Annotated in this window: 25 protein-coding genes and 1 riboswitch; of the genes, 10 read left to right on the top strand and 15 right to left on the bottom strand. The window is 73.6% G+C overall.

Features of this window, described 5'->3' with window-relative positions; all coding sequences use genetic code 11:
• Positions 1–16 precede the first annotated feature (16 nt).
• Complete coding sequence (locus F3L20_RS25235; RefSeq protein ID WP_150156291.1) at positions 17–508, bottom strand: GNAT family N-acetyltransferase; 492 nt, start codon at positions 506–508, stop codon at positions 17–19.
• Positions 509–673: 165 nt separating this feature from the next.
• Between F3L20_RS25235 and F3L20_RS25230 the strand changes: the two genes are divergently transcribed.
• Together F3L20_RS25230 and F3L20_RS25225 are read left to right on the top strand one after the other, a co-directional pair.
• Positions 674–1,345: a hypothetical protein gene (locus F3L20_RS25230; RefSeq protein WP_150156290.1), complete on the top strand. Its 672-nt coding sequence runs from the start codon at positions 674–676 to the stop codon at positions 1,343–1,345.
• Positions 1,346–1,350: 5 nt separating this feature from the next.
• Complete coding sequence (locus F3L20_RS25225; protein WP_150156289.1) at positions 1,351–2,169, top strand: hypothetical protein; 819 nt, start codon at positions 1,351–1,353, stop codon at positions 2,167–2,169.
• A gap of 13 nt (positions 2,170–2,182) precedes the next feature.
• Here the strand turns inward: F3L20_RS25225 and F3L20_RS25220 are convergent, their stop codons facing one another.
• Positions 2,183–2,671 (bottom strand): DUF1992 domain-containing protein, encoded by a 489-nt coding sequence (locus tag F3L20_RS25220; RefSeq protein WP_150156288.1) that lies wholly within the window; start codon positions 2,669–2,671, stop codon positions 2,183–2,185.
• Between the two features lie 124 nt (positions 2,672–2,795).
• On the opposite strand from F3L20_RS25220, the gene F3L20_RS25215 reads away from it, so the two are divergent.
• On the top strand, positions 2,796–3,188 hold the full coding sequence (locus F3L20_RS25215) for an FHA domain-containing protein (RefSeq protein WP_145825489.1): 393 nt from the start codon (positions 2,796–2,798) through the stop codon (positions 3,186–3,188).
• A gap of 33 nt (positions 3,189–3,221) precedes the next feature.
• Here the strand turns inward: F3L20_RS25215 and F3L20_RS25210 are convergent, their stop codons facing one another.
• On the bottom strand, positions 3,222–3,899 hold the full coding sequence (locus tag F3L20_RS25210) for an O-methyltransferase (RefSeq protein WP_150156287.1): 678 nt from the start codon (positions 3,897–3,899) through the stop codon (positions 3,222–3,224).
• 78 nt (positions 3,900–3,977) lie between these two features.
• On the bottom strand, positions 3,978–5,411 hold the full coding sequence (locus tag F3L20_RS25205; protein WP_150156286.1) for an MFS transporter: 1,434 nt from the start codon (positions 5,409–5,411) through the stop codon (positions 3,978–3,980).
• A gap of 391 nt (positions 5,412–5,802) precedes the next feature.
• Here F3L20_RS25205 and F3L20_RS25200 point away from each other — a divergent pair, with 391 nt between their 5' ends.
• On the top strand, positions 5,803–7,872 hold the full coding sequence (locus tag F3L20_RS25200; protein ID WP_150156285.1) for a bifunctional glycosyltransferase 87/phosphatase PAP2 family protein: 2,070 nt from the start codon (positions 5,803–5,805) through the stop codon (positions 7,870–7,872).
• Here the strand turns inward: F3L20_RS25200 and F3L20_RS25195 are convergent.
• Positions 7,826–9,463 carry a hypothetical protein gene (locus F3L20_RS25195; protein WP_240810752.1) on the bottom strand — a complete coding sequence of 546 codons (1,638 nt, stop codon included), beginning with the start codon at positions 9,461–9,463 and terminating at the stop codon, positions 7,826–7,828. The two genes, F3L20_RS25200 and F3L20_RS25195, sit on opposite strands and share 47 nt — an antisense overlap.
• Positions 9,464–9,505: 42 nt before the next feature.
• On the bottom strand, positions 9,506–9,934 hold the full coding sequence (locus tag F3L20_RS25190) for an ATP-binding protein (RefSeq protein ID WP_431193178.1): 429 nt from the start codon (positions 9,932–9,934) through the stop codon (positions 9,506–9,508).
• A 91-nt stretch (positions 9,935–10,025) separates the two neighbouring features.
• On the opposite strand from F3L20_RS25190, the gene F3L20_RS25185 reads away from it, so the two are divergent.
• The 3 genes from F3L20_RS25185 to F3L20_RS25175 are packed head-to-tail and all read left to right on the top strand — an operon-like array spanning position 10,026 to position 11,675.
• Positions 10,026–10,853 (top strand): helix-turn-helix domain-containing protein, encoded by an 828-nt coding sequence (locus F3L20_RS25185; protein ID WP_150156282.1) that lies wholly within the window; start codon positions 10,026–10,028, stop codon positions 10,851–10,853.
• The gene (locus F3L20_RS25180) at positions 10,834–11,025 is read left to right on the top strand and encodes a DUF397 domain-containing protein (protein ID WP_150156281.1); all 192 of its coding nucleotides are present in this window, start codon (positions 10,834–10,836) and stop codon (positions 11,023–11,025) included. The genes F3L20_RS25185 and F3L20_RS25180 overlap by 20 nt, the downstream gene beginning before the upstream one ends.
• The gene (locus tag F3L20_RS25175; protein ID WP_150156280.1) at positions 11,022–11,675 is read left to right on the top strand and encodes a maleylpyruvate isomerase N-terminal domain-containing protein; all 654 of its coding nucleotides are present in this window, start codon (positions 11,022–11,024) and stop codon (positions 11,673–11,675) included. The genes F3L20_RS25180 and F3L20_RS25175 overlap by 4 nt, the downstream gene beginning before the upstream one ends.
• A 66-nt stretch (positions 11,676–11,741) precedes the next feature.
• Here F3L20_RS25175 and F3L20_RS25170 read toward each other — a convergent pair whose 3' ends face one another.
• From F3L20_RS25170 to F3L20_RS25140, 7 genes are all read right to left on the bottom strand, one after another.
• Positions 11,742–12,167 (bottom strand): transglycosylase SLT domain-containing protein, encoded by a 426-nt coding sequence (locus tag F3L20_RS25170; protein WP_150156279.1) that lies wholly within the window; start codon positions 12,165–12,167, stop codon positions 11,742–11,744.
• Between the two features lie 310 nt (positions 12,168–12,477).
• Complete coding sequence (locus F3L20_RS25165; protein WP_150156278.1) at positions 12,478–13,323, bottom strand: ECF transporter S component; 846 nt, start codon at positions 13,321–13,323, stop codon at positions 12,478–12,480.
• Entirely contained in the window at positions 13,320–14,984 is a 1,665-nt protein-coding gene (locus F3L20_RS25160; protein ID WP_150156277.1) for an ABC transporter ATP-binding protein, read from the bottom strand. The genes F3L20_RS25165 and F3L20_RS25160 overlap by 4 nt, the downstream gene beginning before the upstream one ends.
• Positions 14,981–16,162 carry an energy-coupling factor transporter transmembrane component T gene (locus F3L20_RS25155; protein WP_150156276.1) on the bottom strand — a complete coding sequence of 394 codons (1,182 nt, stop codon included), beginning with the start codon at positions 16,160–16,162 and terminating at the stop codon, positions 14,981–14,983. The genes F3L20_RS25160 and F3L20_RS25155 overlap by 4 nt, the downstream gene beginning before the upstream one ends.
• Entirely contained in the window at positions 16,155–16,829 is a 675-nt protein-coding gene (locus F3L20_RS25150) for an SCO2322 family protein (RefSeq protein WP_150156275.1), read from the bottom strand. The genes F3L20_RS25155 and F3L20_RS25150 overlap by 8 nt, the downstream gene beginning before the upstream one ends.
• Complete coding sequence (locus F3L20_RS25145) at positions 16,826–18,049, bottom strand: prenyltransferase/squalene oxidase repeat-containing protein (RefSeq protein WP_150156274.1); 1,224 nt, start codon at positions 18,047–18,049, stop codon at positions 16,826–16,828. Before F3L20_RS25145 ends, F3L20_RS25150 begins: the two co-directional genes overlap by 4 nt.
• 129 nt (positions 18,050–18,178) lie before the next feature.
• A riboswitch (cobalamin riboswitch) is annotated at positions 18,179–18,250 on the bottom strand.
• 177 nt (positions 18,251–18,427) lie between these two features.
• Positions 18,428–19,105, bottom strand: coding sequence for a TetR family transcriptional regulator (locus F3L20_RS25140; RefSeq protein ID WP_150156273.1), 678 nt, complete (start codon positions 19,103–19,105; stop codon positions 18,428–18,430).
• A gap of 207 nt (positions 19,106–19,312) precedes the next feature.
• On the opposite strand from F3L20_RS25140, the gene F3L20_RS25135 reads away from it, so the two are divergent.
• From F3L20_RS25135 to F3L20_RS25125, 3 genes are read left to right on the top strand one after another with little or no spacing between them, the layout of a single operon-like run.
• Complete coding sequence (locus tag F3L20_RS25135) at positions 19,313–20,770, top strand: glycosyltransferase family 4 protein (RefSeq protein WP_150156272.1); 1,458 nt, start codon at positions 19,313–19,315, stop codon at positions 20,768–20,770.
• A complete protein-coding gene (locus F3L20_RS25130) occupies positions 20,764–21,504 on the top strand; it encodes a class I SAM-dependent methyltransferase (protein WP_024882767.1) in 741 nt (246 codons plus the stop codon). The genes F3L20_RS25135 and F3L20_RS25130 overlap by 7 nt, the downstream gene beginning before the upstream one ends.
• Positions 21,501–22,604, top strand: coding sequence for a prenyltransferase (locus tag F3L20_RS25125; RefSeq protein ID WP_150156271.1), 1,104 nt, complete (start codon positions 21,501–21,503; stop codon positions 22,602–22,604). The genes F3L20_RS25130 and F3L20_RS25125 overlap by 4 nt, the downstream gene beginning before the upstream one ends.
• A 140-nt stretch (positions 22,605–22,744) precedes the next feature.
• Here F3L20_RS25125 and F3L20_RS34125 read toward each other — a convergent pair whose 3' ends face one another.
• Positions 22,745–22,888 (bottom strand): hypothetical protein, encoded by a 144-nt coding sequence (locus F3L20_RS34125; protein ID WP_167534424.1) that lies wholly within the window; start codon positions 22,886–22,888, stop codon positions 22,745–22,747.
• Positions 22,889–23,105: 217 nt separating this feature from the next.
• On the bottom strand, positions 23,106–23,399 hold the full coding sequence (locus F3L20_RS25120) for a hypothetical protein (protein ID WP_048457677.1): 294 nt from the start codon (positions 23,397–23,399) through the stop codon (positions 23,106–23,108).
• Positions 23,400–23,444 lie beyond the last annotated feature (45 nt).

The raw sequence follows: 23,444 nt of genomic DNA, 5'->3' as shown, positions 1-23,444 counted from the left end.
GGCCCTACGGGCTCCCTCAGCCGAGCCGCTTGGCGAACCAGTGCTCGGCGTAGGGGGCCGTGTTGTGGGGCGCGGTCTCGCGGTAGCCGAGGCGGGAGTACAGCGCCCGCGCCTCGACCAGGTCGCCCCGCGTGTCGAGCACGATGGCACGGGCGCCGGCGGCGCGGGCCACGTCCTCGGCCGCCCGCACCAGCAGGGCCGCGCCGCCCCGGCCGCGCATCCGCTCGTGCACGAACACCCGGGTCAGCTCGGCGGGCCCGCCGGGCGGCAGCCGTACGCCCGCGCAGCCGGCCGGCTCGCCCGCGTACCGGGCGACCAGCAGCCGGCCCCGGGGCGGGGCGAGATCGGCGCCCGACTCGGCGGCGACCTCCCGCTCCAGCTCCTCCGGGTCGGTACGGCGGCCCTCGTGCAGCAGGTACCAGCGGTCGCTGACCTCCGTGTAGTACGCCCGCCAGAGCGCCGAGGCGACGGGCGAGCCGGGCTGTTCCGGTACGACGGTCCAGGTCATGCCCGCATTGTCGGGGCCCGGAGGGGCGCCCGCGCAAGCGAATGGGGGATGGCCGGCGGGCCGGGCGTCTGCGCCGCGCAGTTTGTGCGCGGCGCTTCGGGCAACCCGATGCGCGAACCGGCTCGCGAGGAGTGCCGGTTGGGACGAAACCCCCGGAAGGCATTCATGTCCACTGGCCTGATCATTGCGTTGATCGTGATTGTCGCGGTCGTTGTCGCCATCGCGGCCGTCCTGACCCTGCGCGCACGCGGCCCGCGCCACGGCGCGAACCTGAAGCGCCGCTTCGGCCCCGAGTACGAGCGTGCCGTCGCCCGGCACGACGGGGACACCAAGGCCGCGGAGCGGGAGCTGGCCGAGCGCGTGGAGCGCCACGGCTCCCTGGAGGTACGGCCGTTGGAGCCGGCCCAGCGTGAGATGTACGAGGCGCGCTGGACGGCCGCCCAGGAACGGTTCGTCGACGCGCCGCGGGAGGCGGTCGTCGAGGCGGACCGCCTGATCGCCGAACTCGCCGGCTCGCGGGGCTTCCCCGCCGACGGCCACTACGAGGAGCAGCTCGCCGCGCTGTCCGTGCACCACGCCCACCACGTCGAGGGCTACCGGCGCGTGCACCGCGTCGCGCGGACCCGTCCGGACGGCACGCACGACGTGAACACCGGCACGGAGGAGATGCGCGAGGCGATGGTCGAGGCGCGGGCGCTGTTCGAGGAACTGGTGCGCCCGTCGCGGCACGAGGGCGGACGCCGTGCCGCCGCCGGTGACCGCACGGCCCCGGCCACCCGGCGCGCCGGCCACCGCACCCCGTCGATGCTGCACCGCCGCCAGGCGAAGGAGAGCTGATCGTCATGCCCGACACACCCCGTCACACCCAGGACACCTGGCTCCCCGGCACCCCGGGGTCCACCCCGCACCCGGACGCCCCGCGCTCCGGCTCCGCCGCCGCGGACCCCGGGTACGAGGCGACCACGCTCCACGGCAAGACCGACGCCGCAGGTGCCGCCCGTGGGGCGGACACCGCGCACCGTGCCGGTGGCACGGAGACCGGTACGGCCGGTTCCGGCGGCGGGACCGACAGCCCGCTGGTCGCGGCGCACCCGCAGGGCGGCACCGGCACGCACGGCACCGACACCACCGCGTCGTCGGCCACGTCCGCCCGGACCTCGGCGCCCGGCTCGGCGGACCGCACCTCGGTGCCCGGCCCCGACGGCACCGGCGCCCACACCACCGGCGCGCACGTCACGACCCCCGGCCGCGACGGGACCGGCGTCCACGCCACCACCTCGAGCCGCGAGAACACCGGCGCCCGCACCACCGGTCCGCTCAAGGACGGCGCCCCCCACGGGTCCTCCCCGCACACCGGTACCGACGGGCGGCTGCTGCCGACCGACACCTGTGACCGGTTCTCCGAGCAGTTGCGGCAGGCCGTGGCCGGTTTCGTGGACCGGCCGCGGGACGCCGTCGAGGAGGCCGACCTCGTCCTGCAGGAGCTGACCGAGCGGCTGACCGACGCGCTCACCGAGCGCCGCCGCACCCTCGCGAAGAACTGGAGGACGCCCGCCCAGGGCGCACCGAAGGACGGGGCCGCACCGGCCGCCGACACCGAGCAACTGCGCCTCGCGCTGCGGGACTACCGCGAGCTGGCGGAGCGCCTGATGGGCGTCTGAGCCGTCCCGCCCGTCACGTCGGTCCTCGCCCGTTCCCTCGGTCCTGACCGTTCCCTCGGTCCTGACCGTCCCCTCGGTCCTGGGCCTCCCGTCCGTCCGACGCCGCCCGGCGCTCCCGCCACCGGCTTACGACGTCCTCGACGTCGTACGGCTTCTTGCCCAGCGGGGGGCCGGGCGGCGGCTTGAACATCATGTCGCTGATCTTCGCGTTGATCTCCGCGAGGATCTTCCGCACGATCCGCTCCGAGGGGGCCGCGAGAGCGGCCTCCAGCGCGTCCTCGGCCTCCTTGCGCAGCGCCAGTGTCGGCGGCAGGACCGAGAAGCCCTCGCGGGCCATCTTCCGCTTCACCCACCACAGTTCGTCGTAGGTGCTCTCGACCTCGCGCGGCAGGGGCTTGCCCACGCCCTCCAGATGCTGGAACTCCCCGCGCGCGTCGGCGTCACGGATCTGCTTGTCGACCCAGCTCTCGAAGTCGACGCCGGGTGGCTTCCGCTCGGTCATGAGCCCATTGTGCCGGACGCCGTACGGCCGGGCGTTTTATCATGCGGCGGCGGGGAGCCGATCCGGCCGCCCCGGCCGGCGCCGGGCCCGCCCCGGCCCCCAGGACCTCCCAGGAGGAGCGCACGTGCTCGAACTCACCATGGCCGCGGTGTCCGCGGCGGAAGCGGGCGCCACGGCCGGGATGCTCATGGCCGACGCGCCCAGCGAGCCGGGCGCGGTGCTGCGGGTGGGCCGGGACACGTCCCTGTGCCGGCTGTCGACGCCGGACGACTGGCTGTTCGTCTCCCGCGTGCACCTGGAGTTCCAGTGCGGCCAGGACGGCACCTGGCACCTGACCTGGCTGCGCGGCTCGCTGCCCGAGCCGTCGTCCGAGGTGCGGCTGACCGTCGGGGAGTTCGCCCATCCGGTCGCCTACGGCGGCAGCGTGGCGCTGCCCCGGGGCGGCAGCGGCGAGGTCGTGATCCAGGACCGCACCGCCCCGCGCAGCGTCAACGTCGGCTTCTACCACGAGGTGTGAACCGCGAGGCGTGAGCCGCCCGCCCGGGTCCGCTCACGCCACCACGCGCGCCAGCGCGAAACCGTCGTAGTCCTTGTCGCCGACCGTCTGCAGCGCCGTGGCGCTCAGCCGCGGATGCGTTCCGAACAGCTCCAGGGCGGCGCGGGTGCCCACCACGTCCGGATCGTCGTTCGCGGGGTCGGCCACCCGCCCGCCCCGCACGACGTTGTCGAGGACGATCAGGCTGCCCGCGGCCGTCAGCCGCAGCGCCCACTCGACGTAGTGCGGGTTGTTCACCTTGTCGGCGTCGATGAACACCAGGTCGAACGGCGGCGGCTGCTCGTCCGCGAGCTTCGGCAGCGACTCCAGCGCCGGGCCCACCCGCACCTCGGTTCGCTCGCCGAGACCGGCGCGGGCGAGGTTGCGGACCGCCACCTCGGCGTGCCGGGGGTCGTACTCCAGGGACACCAGCCGCCCGTCGGCGGGCAGGGCGCGGCCCAGCCAGATGGTGCTGTAGCCGCCGAGGGTGCCGATCTCCAGGATCGTCCGGGCGCCCTGGAGCTGGGCGAGGAGCTGGAGGAGCTTGCCCTGGAGCGGTGAGACGGCGATGGCCGGGAGACCGGCGGCGTCGCTGTCGCGCAGCGCCGCCGCCAGGGCCTCGTCGGGGTCGTCGCCCAGGAGCCGGCCGGTGAAGTACTCGTCCACCGCGTGCCAGAGCCGTGCCTCGCTCATGCAGTCGTACCTTCCGTCGGCCGGCCGGTCCGCCCGGCCGGGTCGGCTGTCGAAGATACGGGGCACGGCCGCCGTGTGTCAGACCCGTTCCGCCTGTGTCCCGGGCTCCAGCGAGGGCGCCGAGCCGGGCAGCGGACGGCCCGCCGACTCGGCCATGCGCCACACCGCGAAGCCGCCGACCACGGCGGCCGCCATCATGTAGTAGGCGGGCATCATCACGTCGCCGGTGACGCCGATCAGGGCCGTGACCACCAGCGGGGTCGTGCCGCCGAACAGGGACACCGAGACGTTGAAGCCGATCGACAGCGAGCCGTAGCGGACCCGGGTGGGGAACAGCGCGGGCAGCGCGGACGGCATCGCGGCGGTGAAGCAGACCAGCAGCATGCCGAGCGCGCCCATGCCGACGGCGACCGCGAGCAGCGAGCCGTCGCGGATCAGCAGCAGCGCCGGAACGGACAGCGCCAGGAACCCGGCGCAGCCGGCCGCGATCACCGGACGGCGGCCGACCCGGTCGGTCAGCGCGCCGGCGAACGGCTGGACGATCATCATCAGGACCATCACGCCGAGCACGACGACCAGGCCGTGCGTCGCGTCGTAGCCCAGCTCGCTGGTGAGGTAGCTCGGCATGTACGACAGCAGCATGTAGTCGGTGACGTTGAAGACCAGCACCAGGCCCACGCACAGCAGCAGCGCGCGCCACTGGCCGGTGACCATCTCGCGCAGCGGCACCTTCGGGCGCCCGGTCCCGGCCTTGGCGACCTCGGCCGCGAACGCGGGCGTCTCCTCGAGGCGCATGCGCAGGTACAGGCCGATGATGCCCATCGGACCGGCGATCAGGAACGGGATGCGCCAGCCCCAGGAGAGCAGGTCGTCCGTGGACAGCAGTGCCGTCATCAGGGTGACCAGGCCCGCACCGCCGATGTATCCGGCGAGCGTGCCGAACTCCAGCCAGCTGCCGAGGAAGCCGCGCCGTTTGTCGGGGGCGTACTCGGCGATGAAGGTGGAGGCCCCGGCGTACTCGCCGCCGGTGGAGAAGCCCTGCACCAGACGGGCCGCGAGCAGCAGGATCGGGGCGCCCACGCCGATCGCGGCGTAGGAGGGGATCAGACCGATGGCGAAGGTGCCCGCCGCCATCATGATCATCGTGAGGGCGAGGACCTTCTGCCGGCCCACGCGGTCGCCGAGCGGGCCGAAGACCATGCCGCCGAGCGGGCGGACCAGGAAGGCCGCGGCGAAGGCGCCGAACGTGGACAGCAGCTGGGCGGTGGGGTTCCCCGAAGGGAAGAAGACCTTGCCCAGGGTGACGGCGATGTAGCTGTAGACACCGAAGTCGAACCACTCCATCGCGTTGCCGAGCGCGGCCGCCTTGACGGCGCGCCGGACGAGCGCGGGGTCGGTGAGGGTCGGGGGGCCGACGGCGGGGTCGGGTGCCTGTGCGGGACCGGCCTTCCCGGACGCGGGAGAGCCGGGACCGGGGACGACGGGGTGAGGGGCGACCGGGACAGTCGACAAGACGTCGCTCGCCTGCCTTTCGTCGGGATCAGGGACGGGCTCCGCGCGGCGGCACTGTCGGGCGGGCCGAAGCAAGCGACGATAGGCGCCGTTTCCCCCTTACGGGCGGTACGTAATTAGCTGCATACTGCACGGAAATGCCGCTTGTCCAGGCACGCAGCGGCGCCCCGGACGGCTCTCCGCCATGGCCGGTTGTGATCCTTCTCGCGTCACCCCGAGGCAACGTGATCCCGTGCGGACTATCGTCATCCGGACAAAAGAGAGCCGGCCGTCAGGTGAAGCGGCGGTGTCCCGCGTCCTTGTCGAGGGGTGCGCGCCTCATAGGCTGCGCACGACGAATCCCCCCGCACCGGACGCGTGGGGAGAAATCGGGGCGGGAGGCCGACGAGGCGTGGCGAATGCGGAACACGGTGGGAGACCGGCCGAGCCCTTCGGGGCGACGGCCGTGGGCGGCACCCGGGCGCGGATGCGGGCGGCACGCCTCGGACTGTGGCTGATCGCCGCCGTCCTCGCGGCACGCCAGGTCGCCCTCGTCCTCACCACCCCCAGCGGCGAACGGCTGACCGACCTGGAGACCTGGGTCGGCCCCGCGGGCGTCCTGCACGTCAGCGGGTCCCTCTACGACTCCACCGAGTTCACCGGCACGCCCTTCGGCGGGCTGGTCCTCAAACCGCTCACCAGATCGGCCGAGGAGACACTCGGCTGGGGCTGGACCTTCGGCACCCTGCTGCTGGTGGTGGCCCTGGCGCTGATCGCCGCCCGCGCGCTGCCCCAGCCGGTCGGCCGGCGCACCGCCCTGCTCGCCGCGCCCGTCGCGGTCAGCCTGCTCATGCTGTCCCTGCCGGTGCGCAACACCCTCTGGCTCGGCCAGACCAGCATCATCCCGGTGCTGCTCGTCCTGCTCGGCTGCTTCGTCGCGCGCGGCCGGCGGGCCGGCGGTGTCCTCGTCGGCGTCGCGGCGGCCCTCCAGCCGACCCTGCTGCTCTTCGCGCCGCTGCTGTGGTTCACCGGCCGTCGGCAGGCCGCCACCACGACGGCCGTCACCTTCGCGTCGGCCACCGCGCTCGCCTGGGCCGCCATGCCCCAGGACTCCACCACCTACTGGGTGCACCACCTGGCGGGCGTCGGTCTCGGCGGCCCCGCCGACGCCCTCGCCAACCAGTCCCTGCACGGCGCCCTGCTCCGCCTCGGTCTCGAAGGCCCGCTGGAGATCGCCGTGTTCCTGCTGCTGGGCGCCGCCGTGGTGGCCCTCGGCATGCGGCGCGCCGTCCGCTACGCCCGCGACGGCCAGCTGCTCCTCGCCGTCGGCATCACCGGGTGCGCCGCCATAGCGGTGTCCCCGACCGCCTGGCAGCACCAGCTGCTCTGGGTGCTGCTCACGGTCGTCGGCCGGGTCGGCAAGCGGGCCCGCGACCGGCTGGTGTGGCCCGTCGCCGTCGTCCTGGTGATGACGCTGCCGGCCAAGATGATGCTGCCGAACATGGCGTTCCTGTACCCGTTGCGCGACAACGTGGTGCTGCTCGCCGCACTGGCCGCCGCCACCGCCGTGCCGTTCCTCGCCCGCACCTCGCCGTACTTCCGCGACCCCGAGCCGACGCCGTACGCCCCGCCCGTGCCGGCCCGGTTCGCGTTCGTGCCGCTGCTGCCGTTCCTGCGCCGGGTGCTGATCCGCCCCAACCTGCTGCTGGAACTGCTGCTCATCCGCGTCACCTACGCCGGCTACGCCAAGGTGCGCCTCGCCGCGACGGGCGGCAGCAACTCGGCGGGCCGGGCCCGCGCCGAGGAGCACGGCCGGCAGATCCTCGACTTCGAACGCGTCCTGCACCTGGACATCGAGCACGCGGTCAACCACGCCGTGGTGAAGGTCGGCTGGCTGCGGGAGTTCTTCGACTTCTACTACACGTCGTTCCACTTCGTGGTGCCGCTGACCGTCCTCGGCCTGCTCTACTGGCGCCGCCCCGTCCACTACCGCTGGGCGCGCTCCGCCCTGGGCTTCGCCACGCTGCTCGCCCTGGTGGGCTTCTGGCTCTACCCGCTCGCCCCGCCTCGCCTGATGCCGGACCTGGGGATCATCGACACGGTCCACGGCGTCCAGGACTTCTCCCAGCCCGACTACGGCACGCTCACCGCGCTCACCAACCAGTACGCGGCGATGCCGTCGCTGCACTTCGGCTGGTCGCTGTGGTGCGGCCTGGTGATCGCGATCATCGCGCCCAAGGCGTGGATGAAGGCCCTCGGCCTGCTGCACCCGCTGTTCACGGTCTCCGCGATCGTCGCCACCGGCAACCACTGGATCCTGGACGCGGCCGGCGGCGCGGTCGTCGTCGGCGCGGGCTTCGGCCTGACCTACCTGTTCCAGGGCCCGCGCGCCCGTACGGTCACGGCGGCCGCGGAGAAGGAGGACGAGAAGCAGGTCAGCAGCGAGCCTCCGGTTCCGGTGAAGGACCGTACTCCGAGCTGATCCGGTACTCGCCGGGCGCCGCCACGGTGAGCCGGGTGAACTCGCCCGCCCGGCTCAGGCACCCGCCGCCGTCCACCCGCAGCCACGGGGAGTGCGCGATCCGCACGGTCACCGTCCCGGGCCGCGCCACCCGCAGCACCAGCTCCGCGCCGGAGGTCCGCACCACGGCCCCCGGCGCGGAGACCAGCGGCACGGCGTCCCGGACCCGGTATATCCGCCAGTGGGCGTCCTGCCAGACCGGCAGCAGCCAGTCGGGCCGCTGCGCCCGGACCAGCCGCGCCTCCTGCTCGGCGAACCCGTCGGGCTTGCCGTCGTGCAGGACCACGAACCCGACCGCCCACCGGTCCAGCCACGCCCGGTAGGCCGCCTCGGAGAACGAGCCGTCGTAGAACAGCCGCGCCCGCTCCATGTCGAGCTGCCGGTTCCAGCCCCGGGCGAGGTGCACGTGCGGCGCCAGTGCCACCGCCTCCCGGTGGTTGCGCGCGGGCACCACCTCGACCCGGGTGCGGTCCGCGCCGAGCGACTCCAGGGCCCGGACGACCCCGTCCGTCTGCGCCGCCCAGGCCGGGACGGTCGTGGACACCTTCAGGTCGTCGACGGTCTTCTTGCCGGTCCACCCCACGGAGAACACCAGCGCCACCACCAGCAGACCGCGCCGCGCGGCGGCCATGCGCGGCCGTGCGAGCAGCGCGAGCAGAAAGGCGATCGGGGCCGCGTACTCCGCGAACCGCTCGACGTTGGTGCCGATGGGGGAGGGGATCAGATACACCAGCACGGTCCCGGCCGCGTAGACGGCGCCGCTCCACCGCACCACCCGCCAGGAGGCCGGGGACAGCACCGCGACGGCGATGCCGAGGGCCGCGGGTATCCCTATGCGGCCCGCCGGCATCAGCTGCTCCCCGTGGAAGGGGAAGAACAGACTGGTCGCCCCGACCACCACGGCGGGCGGCAGCAGCAGGGCGACGGCGGGTCCGGGACGCCGCACCAGCAGGTGGCCCGCCCCGACGACGGCGAGGAACAGCCCGGCGACCGGGGACGCCATGGTGGCCAGGGCGGCGTAACAACCGGCCAGGACGAGACGTTTCTGCTCGGTGAGGTACAGACACGCGGCCAGTCCGAAGGCGACGCCGAGGGCGAACGTCGTGCGCCCGGAGGCCACGTTGCACCACAGGCCCAGCGCGGCGAGCAGCGCGGGCGCGAGCGGCTTGCGTGGCCGCACGCGCCCGATCAGCACCGCCGCGATCCAGGTGGCGGCCACGCCCGACACCACGGTGAGCGCCCGCACCCCGAGGGCCGCCATCAGGTACGGCGATATCAGGCTGTAGTTGGCGGTGTGCATGCCGCCGTACCAGAAGAGGTTGTACGCCGACGAGCCGTGCCGTTCGGCGAAACCGGCCCACGCGTCCTGAGCGGCGAGGTCACCGCCGCCGGTGGCCAGCAGTGCCCACCACAGGGCGTACAGCGGCAGCACGGGCAACGTCGCCAGGAGCGGCAGACGGTGACGCCGGCAGAAGGAGCGGAAGGGGTGCCTCCGCTCCAGGACCGTGTGCGGGCGCTGGATCAGGGTGAGGTCGGCAGAGGCCACGATCATGGAGACGTCATACGCCATCGTGACGTTCATCCGACAAGCGGGTCAGGTGTGCGGCTCCCGGGCGCACTCGAACCACACGGTCTTCCCGCCCCGCTCCCCGGGCTCCACACCCCACGCGTCGCTCACCGCGGCCAGCAGCACGAGTCCGCGGCCGTGTTCCGCGTCGGGCGCCAAGTCGTCCGGTACGCACGGCACTTGATCGCTACCGTCCGCCACCTCCACGCGGACCCCCAGCGGCCGGCGCAGCACCAGCAGGGCGCAACGGCGGCCCGGGACATGGCGGACGACGTTGGCGAGCAGTTCGGTCACGCCGAGTTCCACGGCGTCGGACACCTCCTCCGTCTCCCACTCGCGCAGCAACGACCGCACGATGCGGCGGACATGCCGCGCCGAGTGCTCACCCACGGTGAGTCGCATCGCGTAACGGTCGCAGCGCGGGGTGAGGACGGTGAGGGCAATGTGTTCGTTCACACCACCAGGCTGACCTCGCCCGACTACGCTCGGCAACGGTACGGATACAACCGGTCCCATAGTGGGCCGAGTTGTGCGAGAGGGGCTGTGCGTGAGCCACATCAACGTCCTGGACCCGGGCGCGTCCCCGCTGGACTACTACGGCTTCGAACTCCGCCGTCACCGCGAGGCGGCGGGGCTGACCCAGCGGCAGCTCGGCGACATCGTCAACTACACGGGGTCACTGGTCGGCCAGATCGAGACGGCCAGGAAGCTGCCGACGCAGGAGTTCAGCGAGCGGGTGGACGCGGCGCTGGGCACGGGCGGCTTGTTGTCCCGCCTGGTCGCGCTGGTCATGCGGAGTCAGCTGCCGGGGTGGTTCCAACAGGTCGCGGAGTTGCAGGCGCGGGCCTCCACCATCTACTGCTTCGAGATGGGTCTCGTGCCCGGACTTCTGCAGACCGAGGCGTACGCGCGGGCCGTGCTGGGAGTGCTGGACCGGCAGAACCTTGAGGATCGCACCGCCGTGCGACTCGCCCGCCAGGGCATCTTCACGAGGGCGGAGCCACCCGTCTTCTGGGCGGTTCTCAGCGAAGCGGTCCTGCTCCAGGAGACGGGCGGGCCTGGGACCATGCGGGGTCAACTGGCGCACCTGTTGTCCTTGGAGAGCGACCCTTGCGTCAACATCCAGGTGCTGCCGTTCTCGGCCGGGGAGCACGCCGGGCTGCAAGGCTCGTTCGACATCTACCGCTTCGCGAGCGACCCGGCCATCGTCTACACGGAGGGGTACGGCAGTGGGCATCCCAGCGCCCACTTGGACACCGTCAAGGACTGCTCGCTCCGTTACGATCATCTCCAGGCTGCCGCACTTCCTCTCAAGGATTCGGCGGAGCTGATCCGGCGAGTGATGGAGGAACGCTATGGAGATCAACTGGCGTAAGTCCAGCTACAGCGGTGACCAGGGCGGGAACTGCGTCGAGGTCGCCGCGATCCACAGCACGACCGTCGCCGTACGGGACTCGAAGAACCCGCAAGGGCCGATGCTCACCCTCCGGCCCGGTGCCTTCGCGGCCTTCCTGTCCTGGACCACGACCGCACAGTCACCCCGGTGACGGAGTTCTCCCGCTCCTGGAGCGCACTGCTCCGCGTCGTTTCCGACGTCCCGGACGAGGACTTCGACCAGCCCTCGGGCTGTCGCGGCTGGCTGGTGCGGGACCTCGTCTGTCATCTCGTCATCGACGCGCAGGACGTCCTCATCACGCTCGTCACCCCCGCCGACACCGCACCCACCGCGGACGCGACGACGTACTGGGACCTCGTCGGACCGCCGACCGGCGACGACCCGCTGGACGCGCTGATCCCGCGCCTGGCCGCCGCGTACGGCGACCCCGCGCTGCTGAAGTTCCACCTGGACGACGTGGGGGCCGCGGCCGGGCGGGCCGCCGAACTGGCCGATCCCGCCGCCCGGGTGAGCACCAAGGGCAAGGTGCTGACCGCAGGCGACTACCTCGCGGCGTACGTCCTCGAATGGACCCTGCACCACCTCGACCTGATCGCCCGCCTGCCGTCGGCGCCGAGGCCCCCGGCCGAGAGCCTCGCGGCGGCCCGTACGGCGCTGGAGCGGATCGCGGGGGCCCGGTTCCCGGGCGAACTGTCCGACACGGACGCCCTGCTCATCGGGACGGGCAGGCGTACGCCCACCGCCGACGAGACCGCCGCGCTGGGCGGCCTCGGCGAGCGGCTTCCGCTGATTCTGGGCTGAACACAGGCGAAGGCGGCGGCCCCGGGGATCGGGGGGCCGCCGCCTTCGGTATCAGGGTGACGCGCGTCAGTACCAGTTGTTGGCCTGCCAGAAGGACCAGGCGTCACAGGCGCTGCCGTAACGGTCCTTCATGTAGTCCAGGCCCCACTTGATCTGGGTGGCCGGGTTGGTCTTCCAGTCGGAGCCGGCCGAGGACATCTTCGAGGCCGGGAGCGCCTGGACCAGGCCGTAGGCGCCGCTGGAGGCGTTGGTGGCCTGCGGGTTCCAGCCGCTCTCGTGCGAGACGATCTTCGAGAAGCACTGGAACTCGGCCGAGTTGCCGATCATCTTCTTCGCGGTCGCCTGGGCCGAGGCGGCGGTGGGGGCCGCCGTGGGCGCGGCATGCGCGGGCGCGGCGGCGATCAGCGTGCCGCAGGTGGCGGCCGTGAGGGCGGCGCCGGCGATGGCCTTCTTCGGGGTGGCGACGGAGCGGAGGAAGGAAGCGGCGGACACAGGCGGCCTTTCGGTCGGAAGCAGGGGAGTCGCGCGCCCTGCCGTGAGGCCGGGCACAACGTCGGCGCCGCGACCCGTGGGGGACGTCGGCGCCTGGCGACTGCTCCACAGAAACAAATCCCGTGATTGCCCGCAAAGGTCCCTTTTACTACCAGTGGTCGGAGGGGGCCGTGTCCTTGCGTCCGCAACATCCGGTTTGCGGTGGGATGGCCCGAAGAGGGCCGCCGACCGGTCTACGGTGCCCCTTCGTATGTGACGCCGGCCATGTGGGGTGCTTCACCAACTCGCCTACCGGGGTGCGTCCGAACGCCTACCGAGGGGCGTCGCCGAATGTGACGGGCGCCTCGAAAGCGGCCCTTCTCGTGGCGCGGCGCAGCGCCCGCAGTACGGTCGCGCCGACGGTGAGGGTGAGCACCACCGTGATCACGGCCCGTCCCAGGTCCCAGCCCAGGGAGGTGGCCAGGCAGTACGCGACGAAGCGGGCCAGGTTGGTGGCCGTCGGGTCGTCACCGTGGAAGGCGATGTTCGAGGCCAGTGAGCTCATGAAGGGCCAGCCCGCCAGGTTCATCACCGTGCCGTAGGCGAAGGCGGCCAGGAAGCCGTAGACGGCGAGCATCCAGACCTCCAGGCGTCCCCGCAGCCGGTCGGGGCCGGGCAGGAAGCCCGCGCCCATGGTGAACCAGCCCATCGCCAGCATCTGGAACGGCATCCAGGGGCCCACACCGCCGGTGAGCAGCGACGACGCGAACATCGTGACCGAGCCCAGGGCGAAGCCGAAGCCCGGCCCGAGGACCCGGCCGCTGAGCACCATCAGGAAGAACATGGGCTCCAGTCCGGCCGTGCCCGCACCGATGGGGCGCAGGGCCGCGCCCGCCGCCGCGAGGACGCCGAGCATGGCCACCGCCTTCGCGCCCAGGTCCGACTCCGACAGGGCCGCCGCCACCACGGCGACCAGGAGGACGAGCAGACCCGCGAAGAGCCACGGCGCGTCCGCGGCGTGCGCGTTCACCGCCGACTCGGGCGGGGCGAGGAACGGCCAGCCGAACCCGGCCACGCCCACCGCGCTCACCAGGGCCAGCGCCAGCCAGGAGCGGGCGCCCAGGCGCAGGGCGCGGGCCTGACGGTCCGCGGGCCTTGCGGGGATCGGTCCGCTCATCGCTCCAGCGCCCCCTTGACCTGCGGGACCGTGAGCCAGGGCTGCGGCGCCAGGATCTTCGCCACCTGCGGGGCGAACGCCGGGGACGCCACGACCACCTCCGCCGACGGGCCGTCCGCGATGACCTCACCCTCGGCGAGCAGCACCACCCGGTGCGCCAGCTCCGCCGCCAGCTCCACGTCGTGCGTCGCCATCACGATCGCGTGGCCCTCGGCGGCCAGCCCGCGCAGGATCGCCGTCAGCCGGGCCTTCGCCGCATAGTCCAGGCCGCGGGTCGGCTCGTCGAGCAGCAGCAGGGGCGGCCGTGCGGTCAGGACCACCGCGAGGGCCAGGGTGAGCCGCTGCCCCTCGGACAGGTCCCGGGGGTGGCTGTCGTCGGCCACCGACGGCAGCAGCTCGGTGAGCAGCGCGCGGCAGGTGCCGGGCTCCGCGTCCGCGTCCCGGTCGGCGGCCGCGCACTCCGCCGCGACCGTGTCCGCGTACAGCAGGTCCCGGGGTTCCTGCGGGACCAGGCCGACCTTGCGGACCAGGTCGCGCGGGCGGGTGCGGTGCGGGACCGCGCCGCCGGTGCGGACCGACCCGGAGGACGGGGCGATCAGCCCGACCAGCGCGCCGAGCAGCGTCGACTTGCCCGCGCCGTTGCGGCCCATGAGCGCGATCGTCTCCCCGGCGGAAACGGTCAGGTCCACATGGGTCAGCGCCTGCACGCGGTCGCGGCGGACGGCGAGGGAGCGCACCTCGGCCACCGGCTCGGGGGCGTCGGCGGCCCCCCTCTTCGCGCGCCCGAAGAGGCGCTTCACCTGAGGAGTCGTCGGGGGAGCGGCGGGCTCCCGCTCGGGCTGCCTGCCCTCCAGGCGTTCCCGCAGCGGGGCCGCCCTGCGGCGGGCGTCGCGGACCGTCAGGGGCAGCGGGGACCAGCCGGCCAGCCGGCCCAGCTCGACCACCGGCGGGCACACCGGCGAGACCGCCATGACCTCCGCCGGAGCGCCCAGCCAGGGGCGCTCGCCGGGACCCGGCAGCAGCGCCACCTGGTCGGCGTACTGGACGACCCGCTCCAGGCGGTGCTCGGCCATCAGGACCGTCGTGCCGAGGTCATGGACCAGACGCTGGAGGACCGCCAGGACCTCCTCGGCGGCGCCGGGGTCCAGGGCGGACGTCGGCTCGTCCAGGACCAGCACCTTCGGGTGCGGAGTGAGGACCGAGCCGATCGCCACCCGCTGCTGCTGGCCGCCGGACAGCGTGGAGATCGGGCGGTCCCGCAGCTCGGCGAGGCCCAGCAGGTCCAGGGTCTCCTCCACCCGGCGGCGCATCACCTCGGGCGGCAGACCCAACGACTCCATGCCGTAGGCGAGTTCGTCCTCCACCGTGTCCGTCACGAAATGCGACAGCGGGTCCTGGCCCACCGTGCCCACCACGTCGGCGAGTTCGCGCGGCTTGTGGGTGCGGGTGTCGCGGCCCGCGACCGTGACCCTGCCGTGCAGGGTGCCGCCGGTGAAGTGCGGGACCAGCCCGCTCACCGCACCCAGCACCGTCGACTTGCCGACCCCGGACGGGCCCACCACGAGGACCAGTTCGCCTTCCGGGACCTCGAAGTCGACGTCCCGCACGGCGGGTCCGGCCGCGCCGTCGTAGGTCACCGACACGTTCTCGAAGCGGATCACGGCGTCGGCTCCTTGCGGGTGTCGCGGACCGCCTCGGGGGCGGGGGTGACGAAGGCGGGCAGCAGGCCGATCAGCACGGCCGCCGCCGGCCACAGGGGCAGGGTGGGCGCCACCAGCGGGACCACACCGGGGTGAAGGCCCCCGGGGTCGCGCGCGCCGGCCAGCACGAGGAGCGCCGCCACCACCGCGCCGGACGCGGTGACCAGCCACGCGCGGGCGTCCCACGGGTCCGGGCGGTAGCGGGTGCGCAGGGTGCGCCGCCCGCCCAGCCGGAGGCCTGCCAGCGCGGCGGCCACACCGGCGAGCAGCACGGGCAGCCCGTAGCTGCCGCCCTCGGCGGTGAGGACGCCGTACGTGCCCGCGCAGACGCCGATCAGCCCGCCGAGCGTGAGCGCGGCAGTGGTGCGCCGCACGGCGGGCGGCACCTCGGCGGTACGGCCGTAGCCGCGCGCGTCCATCGCGGCGGCCAGGGACACCGAGCGTTCCAGCGCTCCCTCCAGGACCGGCAGCCCCACCTGCAGCAGACCGCGCAGACCCTTGTCGGGGCGGCCGCGCAGCCGGCGGGCGGCGCGCAGCCTGCGCACGTCGGCGATCAGGTTCGGGGCGAAGGTCAGCGCCACCACCACGGCCACGCCCAGCTCGTACAGCGCGCCGGGCAGGGACTTCAGCAGGCGGGAGGGGCTGGCCAGGGCGTTCGCGGCGCCCACGCAGATGAGCAGCGCGGCCAGCCGCAGCGCGTCGTACAGGGCGAAGGTGAGGCCCTCGGCGGTGACCCGGCCGCCCAGCCGGATGCCCTGCGCCCAGCCGGGCAGGGGCACTTCGGGCAGGGTGAACAGGGTGTGCGTGCCGGGGATGGGGGAGCCGAGGACGATCGCGAAGGCCAGCCGCAGCACCAGCACGGCGACGGCGAGCTTGACGAAGGCGCCGTAGGAGCGGGCCCACGGCGTGTGCGGACGGCGGACGGCCACGACGTAACCCGAGACGGTGATCAGGAGGGCGAGCAGCAGCGGGTTGGTGGTGCGGGTGGCCGCGGTGCCCAGCGCGAGGGCCCACAGCCACCACGCGCCGGGGTGCAGCCCCGCGCGGCGCGAGCGCGGGACGGGGGTGCCGGCGGCGGCGCCCCCGCTCCGGCGGGACCGGGTGAGGCCCGGGCGCCCGGAGCCGCGTGACTCACGCACGGCGACGGACCTGCCAGACGGCCGCGGCGCCCAGCACGACCACCACCGCCGCACCGGCGATCAGTCCCACCGAGGGCCCGGAGCCGTCCCCCTCCTGCGCGGAGTCCTGTGCGGAGTCCCGCCCGGAGGTGTCGTCCCGCGCACCGGAGGAGTCGGCATCCTTGTCCAGGGCGACCTGCTCGCCGCAGCCCTTCGCCGGGTAGCCCTCGATCGCGCACAGCATGGCGTTGCTGTCGTAGCGCAGGGGCTTGGCGACCGAGGCGAGGGCCTCCGCCGTCGAGGCGTCCTGAGGCACCTGGGCGCACGCCGTGCGGACGGCCGGCGGCTTCTCCCCGGACGGGGCGTCGGCGGGCGTGCCGAAGTCGACGACCAGCGCCACCCGCTTCGAGCCGTCCTTCTGGGGCGTCTTCGCGCAGATCTCGTCGAACGAGGCCGTGCCGCGCGGCTCGGCCGCGTCGCCGGAGTCCTCGCTGACGGAGAAGCGGAAGCCCTGCACGGAGCCGTCCGCGGGCCGGACGAGCGACGGGCCCACGGTGGCGTACGTCCACGCGCCACCGTCCCGCTCCCAGAAGGACCAGTAGCGGTAGCCGACGGCCTGGGCCTGGCCGGCGCCCGCCAGCAGGGGCAGCAGCGCGGCCAGGAACAGCAGGGTGACCCGGCGTGTCACGGCTGCTGCCTCTTGGTGCGGTTGCTGATCAGGAAGCCGATACCGATGCCCGCGACGAGGCAGACGCCGACGAACCACCAGACGCCGAACGGGGAGTCCGACTCCTCCTCGTCCTTGGTCTCCTCGCCCGTCCTCGCGGTCTTCTCCGGCGCCGCGGCCGGGCCGGTCGCGGTGAGCTGCTTCACCAGGTCCGTGCCGCCGAAGTCGCGCGGATCCGCGCCGGTCGCGTGGGCGGCCAGGATCAGCTGCGCGTAGCCGGCGGGTCCGCTCTGCGCGGCCCAGTCGCCGGCGTTCGTCTCCAGCCAGGCGTAGGACTTCTTCGCCTGCGCCGCGTCGCCCCGGGCGGCGAGCGCGACCACCGCGTCGGCGGTGTTGCCGAAGTCGGGCTGGTCCTCGGCGCCGGGCGTGACGGCGAGGAGGTGCCCCTTCGCGGCGAGGGCGCCGACGAGGTGCGCGGCGCCGTTCGCGGCGGCCTGCTCCGGGGTGGTGGCCTTCTCGCAGCCGGTGGCCGCGGCGCCGTCGCCCTTGCCGGGCTCCACGAGCAGGCCCTGGCCGAGCGAGCCGAGCACGCCCGCCGCCGTCGCGTCCAGGTTCGCGGTCAGACTGCCGTTCTTCTCCGGCTGGAAGGCGAACGCGCCCGCGCCCTCGCCCTCGCAGGGGAGTTCCAGGCCGAGCAGCGCGTCGTAGGGGGACTTGCCGCCCTTCTTCACCTCGCCGGGCTGCTCGCCGGCCGCGGCGAGCGCGCCGACGACGACGGAGGTGGAGTTGGTGTCGCTCGCGCCGCCCTTGGTGTAGCCCCAGCCGCCGTCCCTGTTCTGGACGGACTTCAGCCAGCCGACGGCCTTGTCCGTGACGGCGTCGTGGCCGCCGAGCGCGGCGAGCGCCTGGACGGCGGCGGCGGTCTGGTTGGTGTCGACCATGGTCTTCGCGTCGCACGCGGCGGCCGGGTCGGCCCGGAACGGCGCGAACGAGCCGTCGGCGCACTGCTGGCCGGTCAGCCAGTCGACGGCGGCCTTCGGCGGCTCGGTGTCCGCCGCGTGCTGGGCGAGCAGGGCGAGCGACTGGCGCCACACCCCGTCGTACTGCGGGTCGGTGTCGCCGTACAGCGCGGACGGCAGGGCCGGCCGGGAGGGCGAGGGGGACGAGTCGGCTGCGGCCGGTGCGGCGGCGCCTATGACGGCGACGGCGGCCAGCACCGCGGCGCTGCGGCGGACGTTCATGGTGGGCGGGGCCTCTCCCTGAAGAGGGCCGGGCAGCGCGGGACACCCCGGCGGCTCGGCTCCGTATACCTCGACGGTGCCCGTGCGCCGGCGGGCTGCCGGGCACGTGAGCCGGTCACGATCCGTGCGGGGCATTCCGGCTCACCGTCTCGACGACGGCTCACGGTTGCGGGTCAGCGCCGGATTTGCACCGGCTTCCCCCCGTACGGCGTGGACGACGCGGCCACTCTACCCGCCCCCGGGGCGGGGGCCGGGGGTGCCCGCGTGCACGCGGAAGGCGCACGGACGCGTGTGGTGACCGAGGTCACGGCGCAGGTGAGACGGGCGGCACACGAGGGGGCGTGGGGGCGGGGCCGACCGACGGGGCCGGCCGGCCCGTCAGGCGGAGCCGGGGACTCCGGTGCCGTCAGGGGGAGTCGAGGGCTCCGGTGCCGTCAGGTCGATCAGCCGGCACACCGTCTCGATGTCCACGCCCACCTGCGCGATGGAGGCGCGGCCCGACAGCCAGGTGATCAGCGTCGAGTGCCAGGTGTGCCCGATGACCCGCACGGCCGAGAGCTGCTCGGGTGTCGGGTCGGTGAGGTCCGTCGCGTCCAGGATGATCGCCGTCGTCCGCCGGAAGACCTGCTCCACCTCCGCGCTCACACCCCGGTCCGCGAAGGTCAGCGCCCGCACCATCGCGTCCGCCAGGTGCGGCTCGCGCTGGAGCGCCCGGAAGGCCCGCATCAGCGTCTCCGCGACCCGCTCCGCCGCCGTGTCCCCGGCCGGCGGCTTCTTCCGCAGCGTCGCGTGCAGATGCTCCAGCTGGTCCTGCATCGTGGCCACCAACAGGTGCACCTTGGAAGGGAAGTAGCGGTACAGCGTGCCCAGCGCCACCTGGGAGGACTCCGCCACCTCCCGCATCTGCACCGCGTCGAAACCGCCCCGGGAGGCCAGCCGCGCGCACGCCTCGAGGATGCGCCGCCGCCGGGCCTCCTGCCGCTCCGTGAGCGGGGAGGCCGGGTCGGTGCGCCCGGCGTCCGGCGCCGCCTTGGTCCTGTGGGCTTCCGCGGGCATGGGTCCCGTCCGTGACAGTCGGTGAGGATCGATGATCGGACAGCATGGCACGGCGTCCGTCGTGGCGTGAATCACCTGATCCACCGCTGCCACCCTTCTTACCTGCCGGTAGATTCGGATCCTCCGAACGATCAACTCTGAAACTTGTTCTAGATCGGCGTCCCGTCGTACTGTCGCGGGACAGCGCAGGCAGAAGGGGGTCCCGCAGTGACCGCTGAGGCCAGTCAGGCCGGGCCCTCGGCGGGCCCCGCATCCGACGGCTCGCGACCGCTCCGCATCGCGCTCCTCACCTACAAGGGAAACCCGTTCTGCGGTGGCCAGGGCGTCTACGTACGCCACCTCTCCCGCGAACTGGCCCGGCTCGGACACCGCGTCGAGGTCATCGGATCCCAGCCCTACCCGGTGCTCGACGAGGGCTACGACGGGCTCAGCCTCACCGAGCTGCCCAGCCTCGACCTCTACCGTCAGCCGGACCCCTTCCGCACCCCCGGGCGCGCCGAGTACCGCGACTGGGTGGACGCCCTCGAGGTCGGCACCATGTGGACCGGCGGCTTCCCCGAGCCGCTGACCTTCTCGCTGCGTGCCCGCCGCCATCTGCGCGCCCGCCGCGGCGAGTTCGACGTCGTCCACGACAACCAGACCCTCGGCTACGGCCTGCTCGGCGACGTCGGCGCGCCCCTGGTGACCACCATCCACCACCCCATCACCGTCGACCGCCGTCTCGAACTGGACGCCGCCGAGGACTGGAAGCGCCGCATGTCGGTGCGCCGCTGGTACGCGTTCACCCGCATGCAGAAGCGCGTCGCCCGCCGGCTGCCGTTCGTGCTCACCGTCTCCGGCAGCTCCCGCGCGGAGATCGTCGAGGACCTCGGCGTACGGCAGGGCCGTGTCCACGTCGTCCACATCGGCGCCGACACCGACCTGTTCCGCCCCGACCCGTCCGTCGCGGTCGTCCCGGGCCGGATCGTCACCACCTCCAGCGCCGACGTGCCGCTGAAGGGCCTGGTCTTCCTCGTCGAGGCGCTCGCCAAGGTGCGCGCCGAACAGCCCGACGCCCACCTCGTCGTGGTCGGCAAGCGCCCCACCGAGGGCCCCGTCGCCCAGGCGATGGAGCACTACGGCCTCGAAGGCGCCGTCGAGTTCGTCAAGGGCATCTCCGACGCCGAACTCGTCGACCTGGTGCGCTCGGCGCAGGTCGCCTGCGTGCCGTCGCTCTACGAGGGCTTCTCCCTCCCGGCCGCCGAGGCCATGGCGACCGGCACCCCGCTCGTCGCCACCACCGGCGGAGCCATCCCCGAGGTCGCCGGCCGCGACGGGGAGACCTGCCTGGCCGTGCCGCCCGGCGACGCGGGCGCGCTGGCCGCCGCGCTGACCCGGCTGCTCGGCGACAGCGAGCTGCGCGCCCGCCTCGGCGCCGCCGGACGTGAGCGCGTACTGGCCAACTTCACCTGGGCGCGCGCCGCCGAAGGCACCGTCGCCCGCTACCGCGAGGCGATCGACACCGCCCGCGCCGGCCGGGGCGGGGCCCCGCGCGCCGCGGCACCGGCCCCGCAGGTCCCGGCGCCCGAGGACCTCGACCTCGCCCCCGACGCTCTCGCGGACACGGGCGGCGTACCCGTGACCGCGGCCGACACCTCCGATCGTGAAAGCAGGGCCACGTGCTGACCGTCGACTTCTCCCGGTTCCCGCTCGCCCCGGGCGACCGTGTCCTGGACCTCGGCTGCGGGGCCGGACGGCACGCCTTCGAGTGCTACCGGCGCGGTGCCCAGGTGGTCGCGCTGGACCAGAACGGCGAGGAGATCCGTGAGGTCGCCAAGTGGTTCGCGGCGATGAAGGAGGCCGGCGAGGCGCCCGCCGGGGCCACCGCCACCGCCATGGAGGGCGACGCCCTCGCCCTGCCCTTCCCCGACGAGTCCTTCGACGTCGTCATCATCTCCGAGGTGATGGAGCACATCCCCGACGACAAGGGCGTCCTCGCCGAGATGGTCCGGGTGCTCAAGCCCGGCGGGCGCATCGCCATCACCGTCCCGCGCTACGGCCCGGAGAAGGTCTGCTGGACCCTTTCCGACGCCTACCACGAGGTCGAGGGCGGTCACATCCGCATCTACCGGGCGGACGAGCTGCTGGGGAAGATCCGCGAGGCCGGCCTGCGCCCCTACGGCACCCACCACGCCCACGCGCTGCACTCGCCGTACTGGTGGCTGAAGTGCGCCTTCGGCGTCGACAACGACAAGGCGCTGCCGGTGCGGGCGTACCACAAGCTGCTGGTCTGGGACATCATGAAGAAGCCGCTGGCCACCCGGGTCGCCGAGCGGGCGCTGAACCCGGTCATCGGCAAGAGCTTCGTGGCCTACGCGACCAAGCCGCACCTGCCGCGCGCCGAGGCGGACGCCACGTGACGACCTCCCGCCCGGCCGGGGACCCCCGCGCCCCGCAGTCCGAACACCTCGTCCTCACGGGCGTGCTGACCGCCGAGCAGGCGGCGCGGACCGTCGCCGGGATCCTCGCCGTGCAGCGGGAGGACGGGGCCATCCCGTGGTTCCGGGGCCACCACCTCGACCCGTGGGACCACGTCGAGGCGGCGATGGCGCTGGACACGGCGGGCGAGCACGAGGCGGCCGAGCGGGCCTACCTGTGGCTGGCCCGGCACCAGTTGGAGGACGGCTCCTGGTACGCGGCGTACGCCGACGGCGACCCGGACGACGTCACCGACCGGGGCCGGGAGACCAACTTCGTCGCCTACATCGCGGTCGGCGTGTGGCACCACTACCTGTCCACGGGCGACGACACCTTCCTGGACCGCATGTGGCCCGCGGTGTGCGCGGCCGTGGAGTTCGTGCTGAAGCTCCAGCAGCCCGGCGGGCAGATCGGCTGGCGCCGCGACGACGACGGCACGCCCACCACGGACGCGCTGCTCACCGGCTCCTCCTCCGTCCACCACGCGCTGCGCTGCGCCCTCGCCATCGCCGAGCAGCGCGAAGAACCCCAGCCCGACTGGGAGCTGGCGGCGGGCGCGCTGCGGCACGCCATCCGGCGCCACCCGGAGCGGTTCCTGGACAAGGACCGCTACTCGATGGACTGGTACTACCCGGTGCTCGGCGGCGCGCTGACCGGCGCCGAGGCCAGGGACCGCATCGAGGAGGGCTGGGAGCGCTTCGTCGTGCCCGGGTTCGGCGTGCGCTGCGTGGTCCCCAACCCGTGGGTGACCGGCGGTGAGTCGGCCGAACTCGCCCTGGCGCTCTGGGTGACGGGCGAGTCCGACCGCGCGCTGGAGGTGCTCCAGTCCATCCAGCACCTGCGTGACCCGGAGAGCGGTCTGTACTGGACGGGGTACGTCTTCGACGACGACGCCATATGGCCGCGCGAGCTGACCACCTGGACGGCCGGCTCGCTGCTGCTGGCCGTCGCCGCCCTCGGCGGTCACGAGCCGACCTGCGCGGTCTTCGGCGGGGAACAGCTGCCGAAGGGCATGGACCCGGACTGCTGCCCGGACGCCTGACGCCGTACCGGCGCGTGCCCCACCGGACCGGTGGGGCACGCGCCGGTACAGGTCCGGGTGGGTGCTGTGTTGTCCCGGGGGATGCCCCCGGACCCCCGGGTCACGCGGCTGGGCGTGCGTGTCCGGGGGTGGGTGTGGGGTCAGTGGCGGCGGAGTCGGCCGGCGATGGCGTGGCCGATGAACAGGTGGACGACGGCGGCGAGTCCGTGGCCGAAGACCACCCGGGCCCACTCCTCGTCGAAGGTGCTGTGTTGTCCCGGGGATGCCCCCGGACCCCGGGTCACGCGGCTGGGCGTGCGTGTCCGGGGGTGGGTGTGGGGTCAGTGGCGGCGGAGTCGGCCGGCGATGGCGTGGCCGATGAACAGGTAGACGACGGCGGCGAGTCCGTAGCCGAAGACCACCCGGGCCCACTCCTCGTCGAAGGTGCTGTGTTGTCCCGGGGGATGCCCCGGACCCCCGGGTCACGCGGCTGGGCGTGCGTGTCCGGGGGTGGGTGTGGGGTCAGTGGCGGCGGAGTCGGCCGGCGATGGCGTGGCCGATGAACAGGTAGACGACGGCGGCGAGTCCGTAGCCGAAGACCACCCGGGCCCACTCCTCGTCGAAGGTGAACAGGTCACGCGACCAGGCAGCCAGCCAGTTGGCCGCGTCATGGACGAACCGGACCAGGTCGTTGGCCCGGTTGGCGTCCAGCAGATACATCAGAATCCACAGTCCGAGGATGACGGCCATGACGTCCGCGATCACCGCGATGACCGTCCCCGCGGAGGTGGAACCAGAGCGATATCGAGGGGACATGGTGTCCGTCTGGCCCCGAACGACCGCTTGAAACCAGCCCCGTTC

The organism is Streptomyces tendae (assembly GCF_008632955.1).
Lineage (GTDB): Bacteria > Actinomycetota > Actinomycetes > Streptomycetales > Streptomycetaceae > Streptomyces.
The sequence above is the reverse complement of the archived record's forward strand: the minus strand, read 5'-3'. Positions and strand labels throughout refer to the sequence as shown.

Bases quoted from the DNA above. Each gene is read 5' to 3' on its own strand.
- F3L20_RS25120 (WP_048457677.1), bottom strand. From the start codon at position 23,399: ATGTCCCCTCGATATCGCTCTGGTTCCACCTCCGCGGGGACGGTCATC.
- F3L20_RS25140 (WP_150156273.1), bottom strand. From the start codon at position 19,105: ATGCCCGCGGAAGCCCACAGGACCAAGGCGGCGCCGGACGCCGGGCGC.
- F3L20_RS25220 (WP_150156288.1), bottom strand. From the start codon at position 2,671: ATGACCGAGCGGAAGCCACCCGGCGTCGACTTCGAGAGCTGGGTCGAC.
- F3L20_RS25210 (WP_150156287.1), bottom strand. From the start codon at position 3,899: ATGAGCGAGGCACGGCTCTGGCACGCGGTGGACGAGTACTTCACCGGC.
- F3L20_RS25145 (WP_150156274.1), bottom strand. From the start codon at position 18,049: ATGAACGTCCGCCGCAGCGCCGCGGTGCTGGCCGCCGTCGCCGTCATA.
- F3L20_RS25180 (WP_150156281.1), top strand. From the start codon at position 10,834: ATGGAGATCAACTGGCGTAAGTCCAGCTACAGCGGTGACCAGGGCGGG.
- F3L20_RS25230 (WP_150156290.1), top strand. From the start codon at position 674: ATGTCCACTGGCCTGATCATTGCGTTGATCGTGATTGTCGCGGTCGTT.
- F3L20_RS25165 (WP_150156278.1), bottom strand. From the start codon at position 13,323: ATGAGCGGACCGATCCCCGCAAGGCCCGCGGACCGTCAGGCCCGCGCC.
- F3L20_RS25195 (WP_240810752.1), bottom strand. From the start codon at position 9,463: ATGATCGTGGCCTCTGCCGACCTCACCCTGATCCAGCGCCCGCACACG.
- F3L20_RS25235 (WP_150156291.1), bottom strand. From the start codon at position 508: ATGACCTGGACCGTCGTACCGGAACAGCCCGGCTCGCCCGTCGCCTCG.
- F3L20_RS25225 (WP_150156289.1), top strand. From the start codon at position 1,351: ATGCCCGACACACCCCGTCACACCCAGGACACCTGGCTCCCCGGCACC.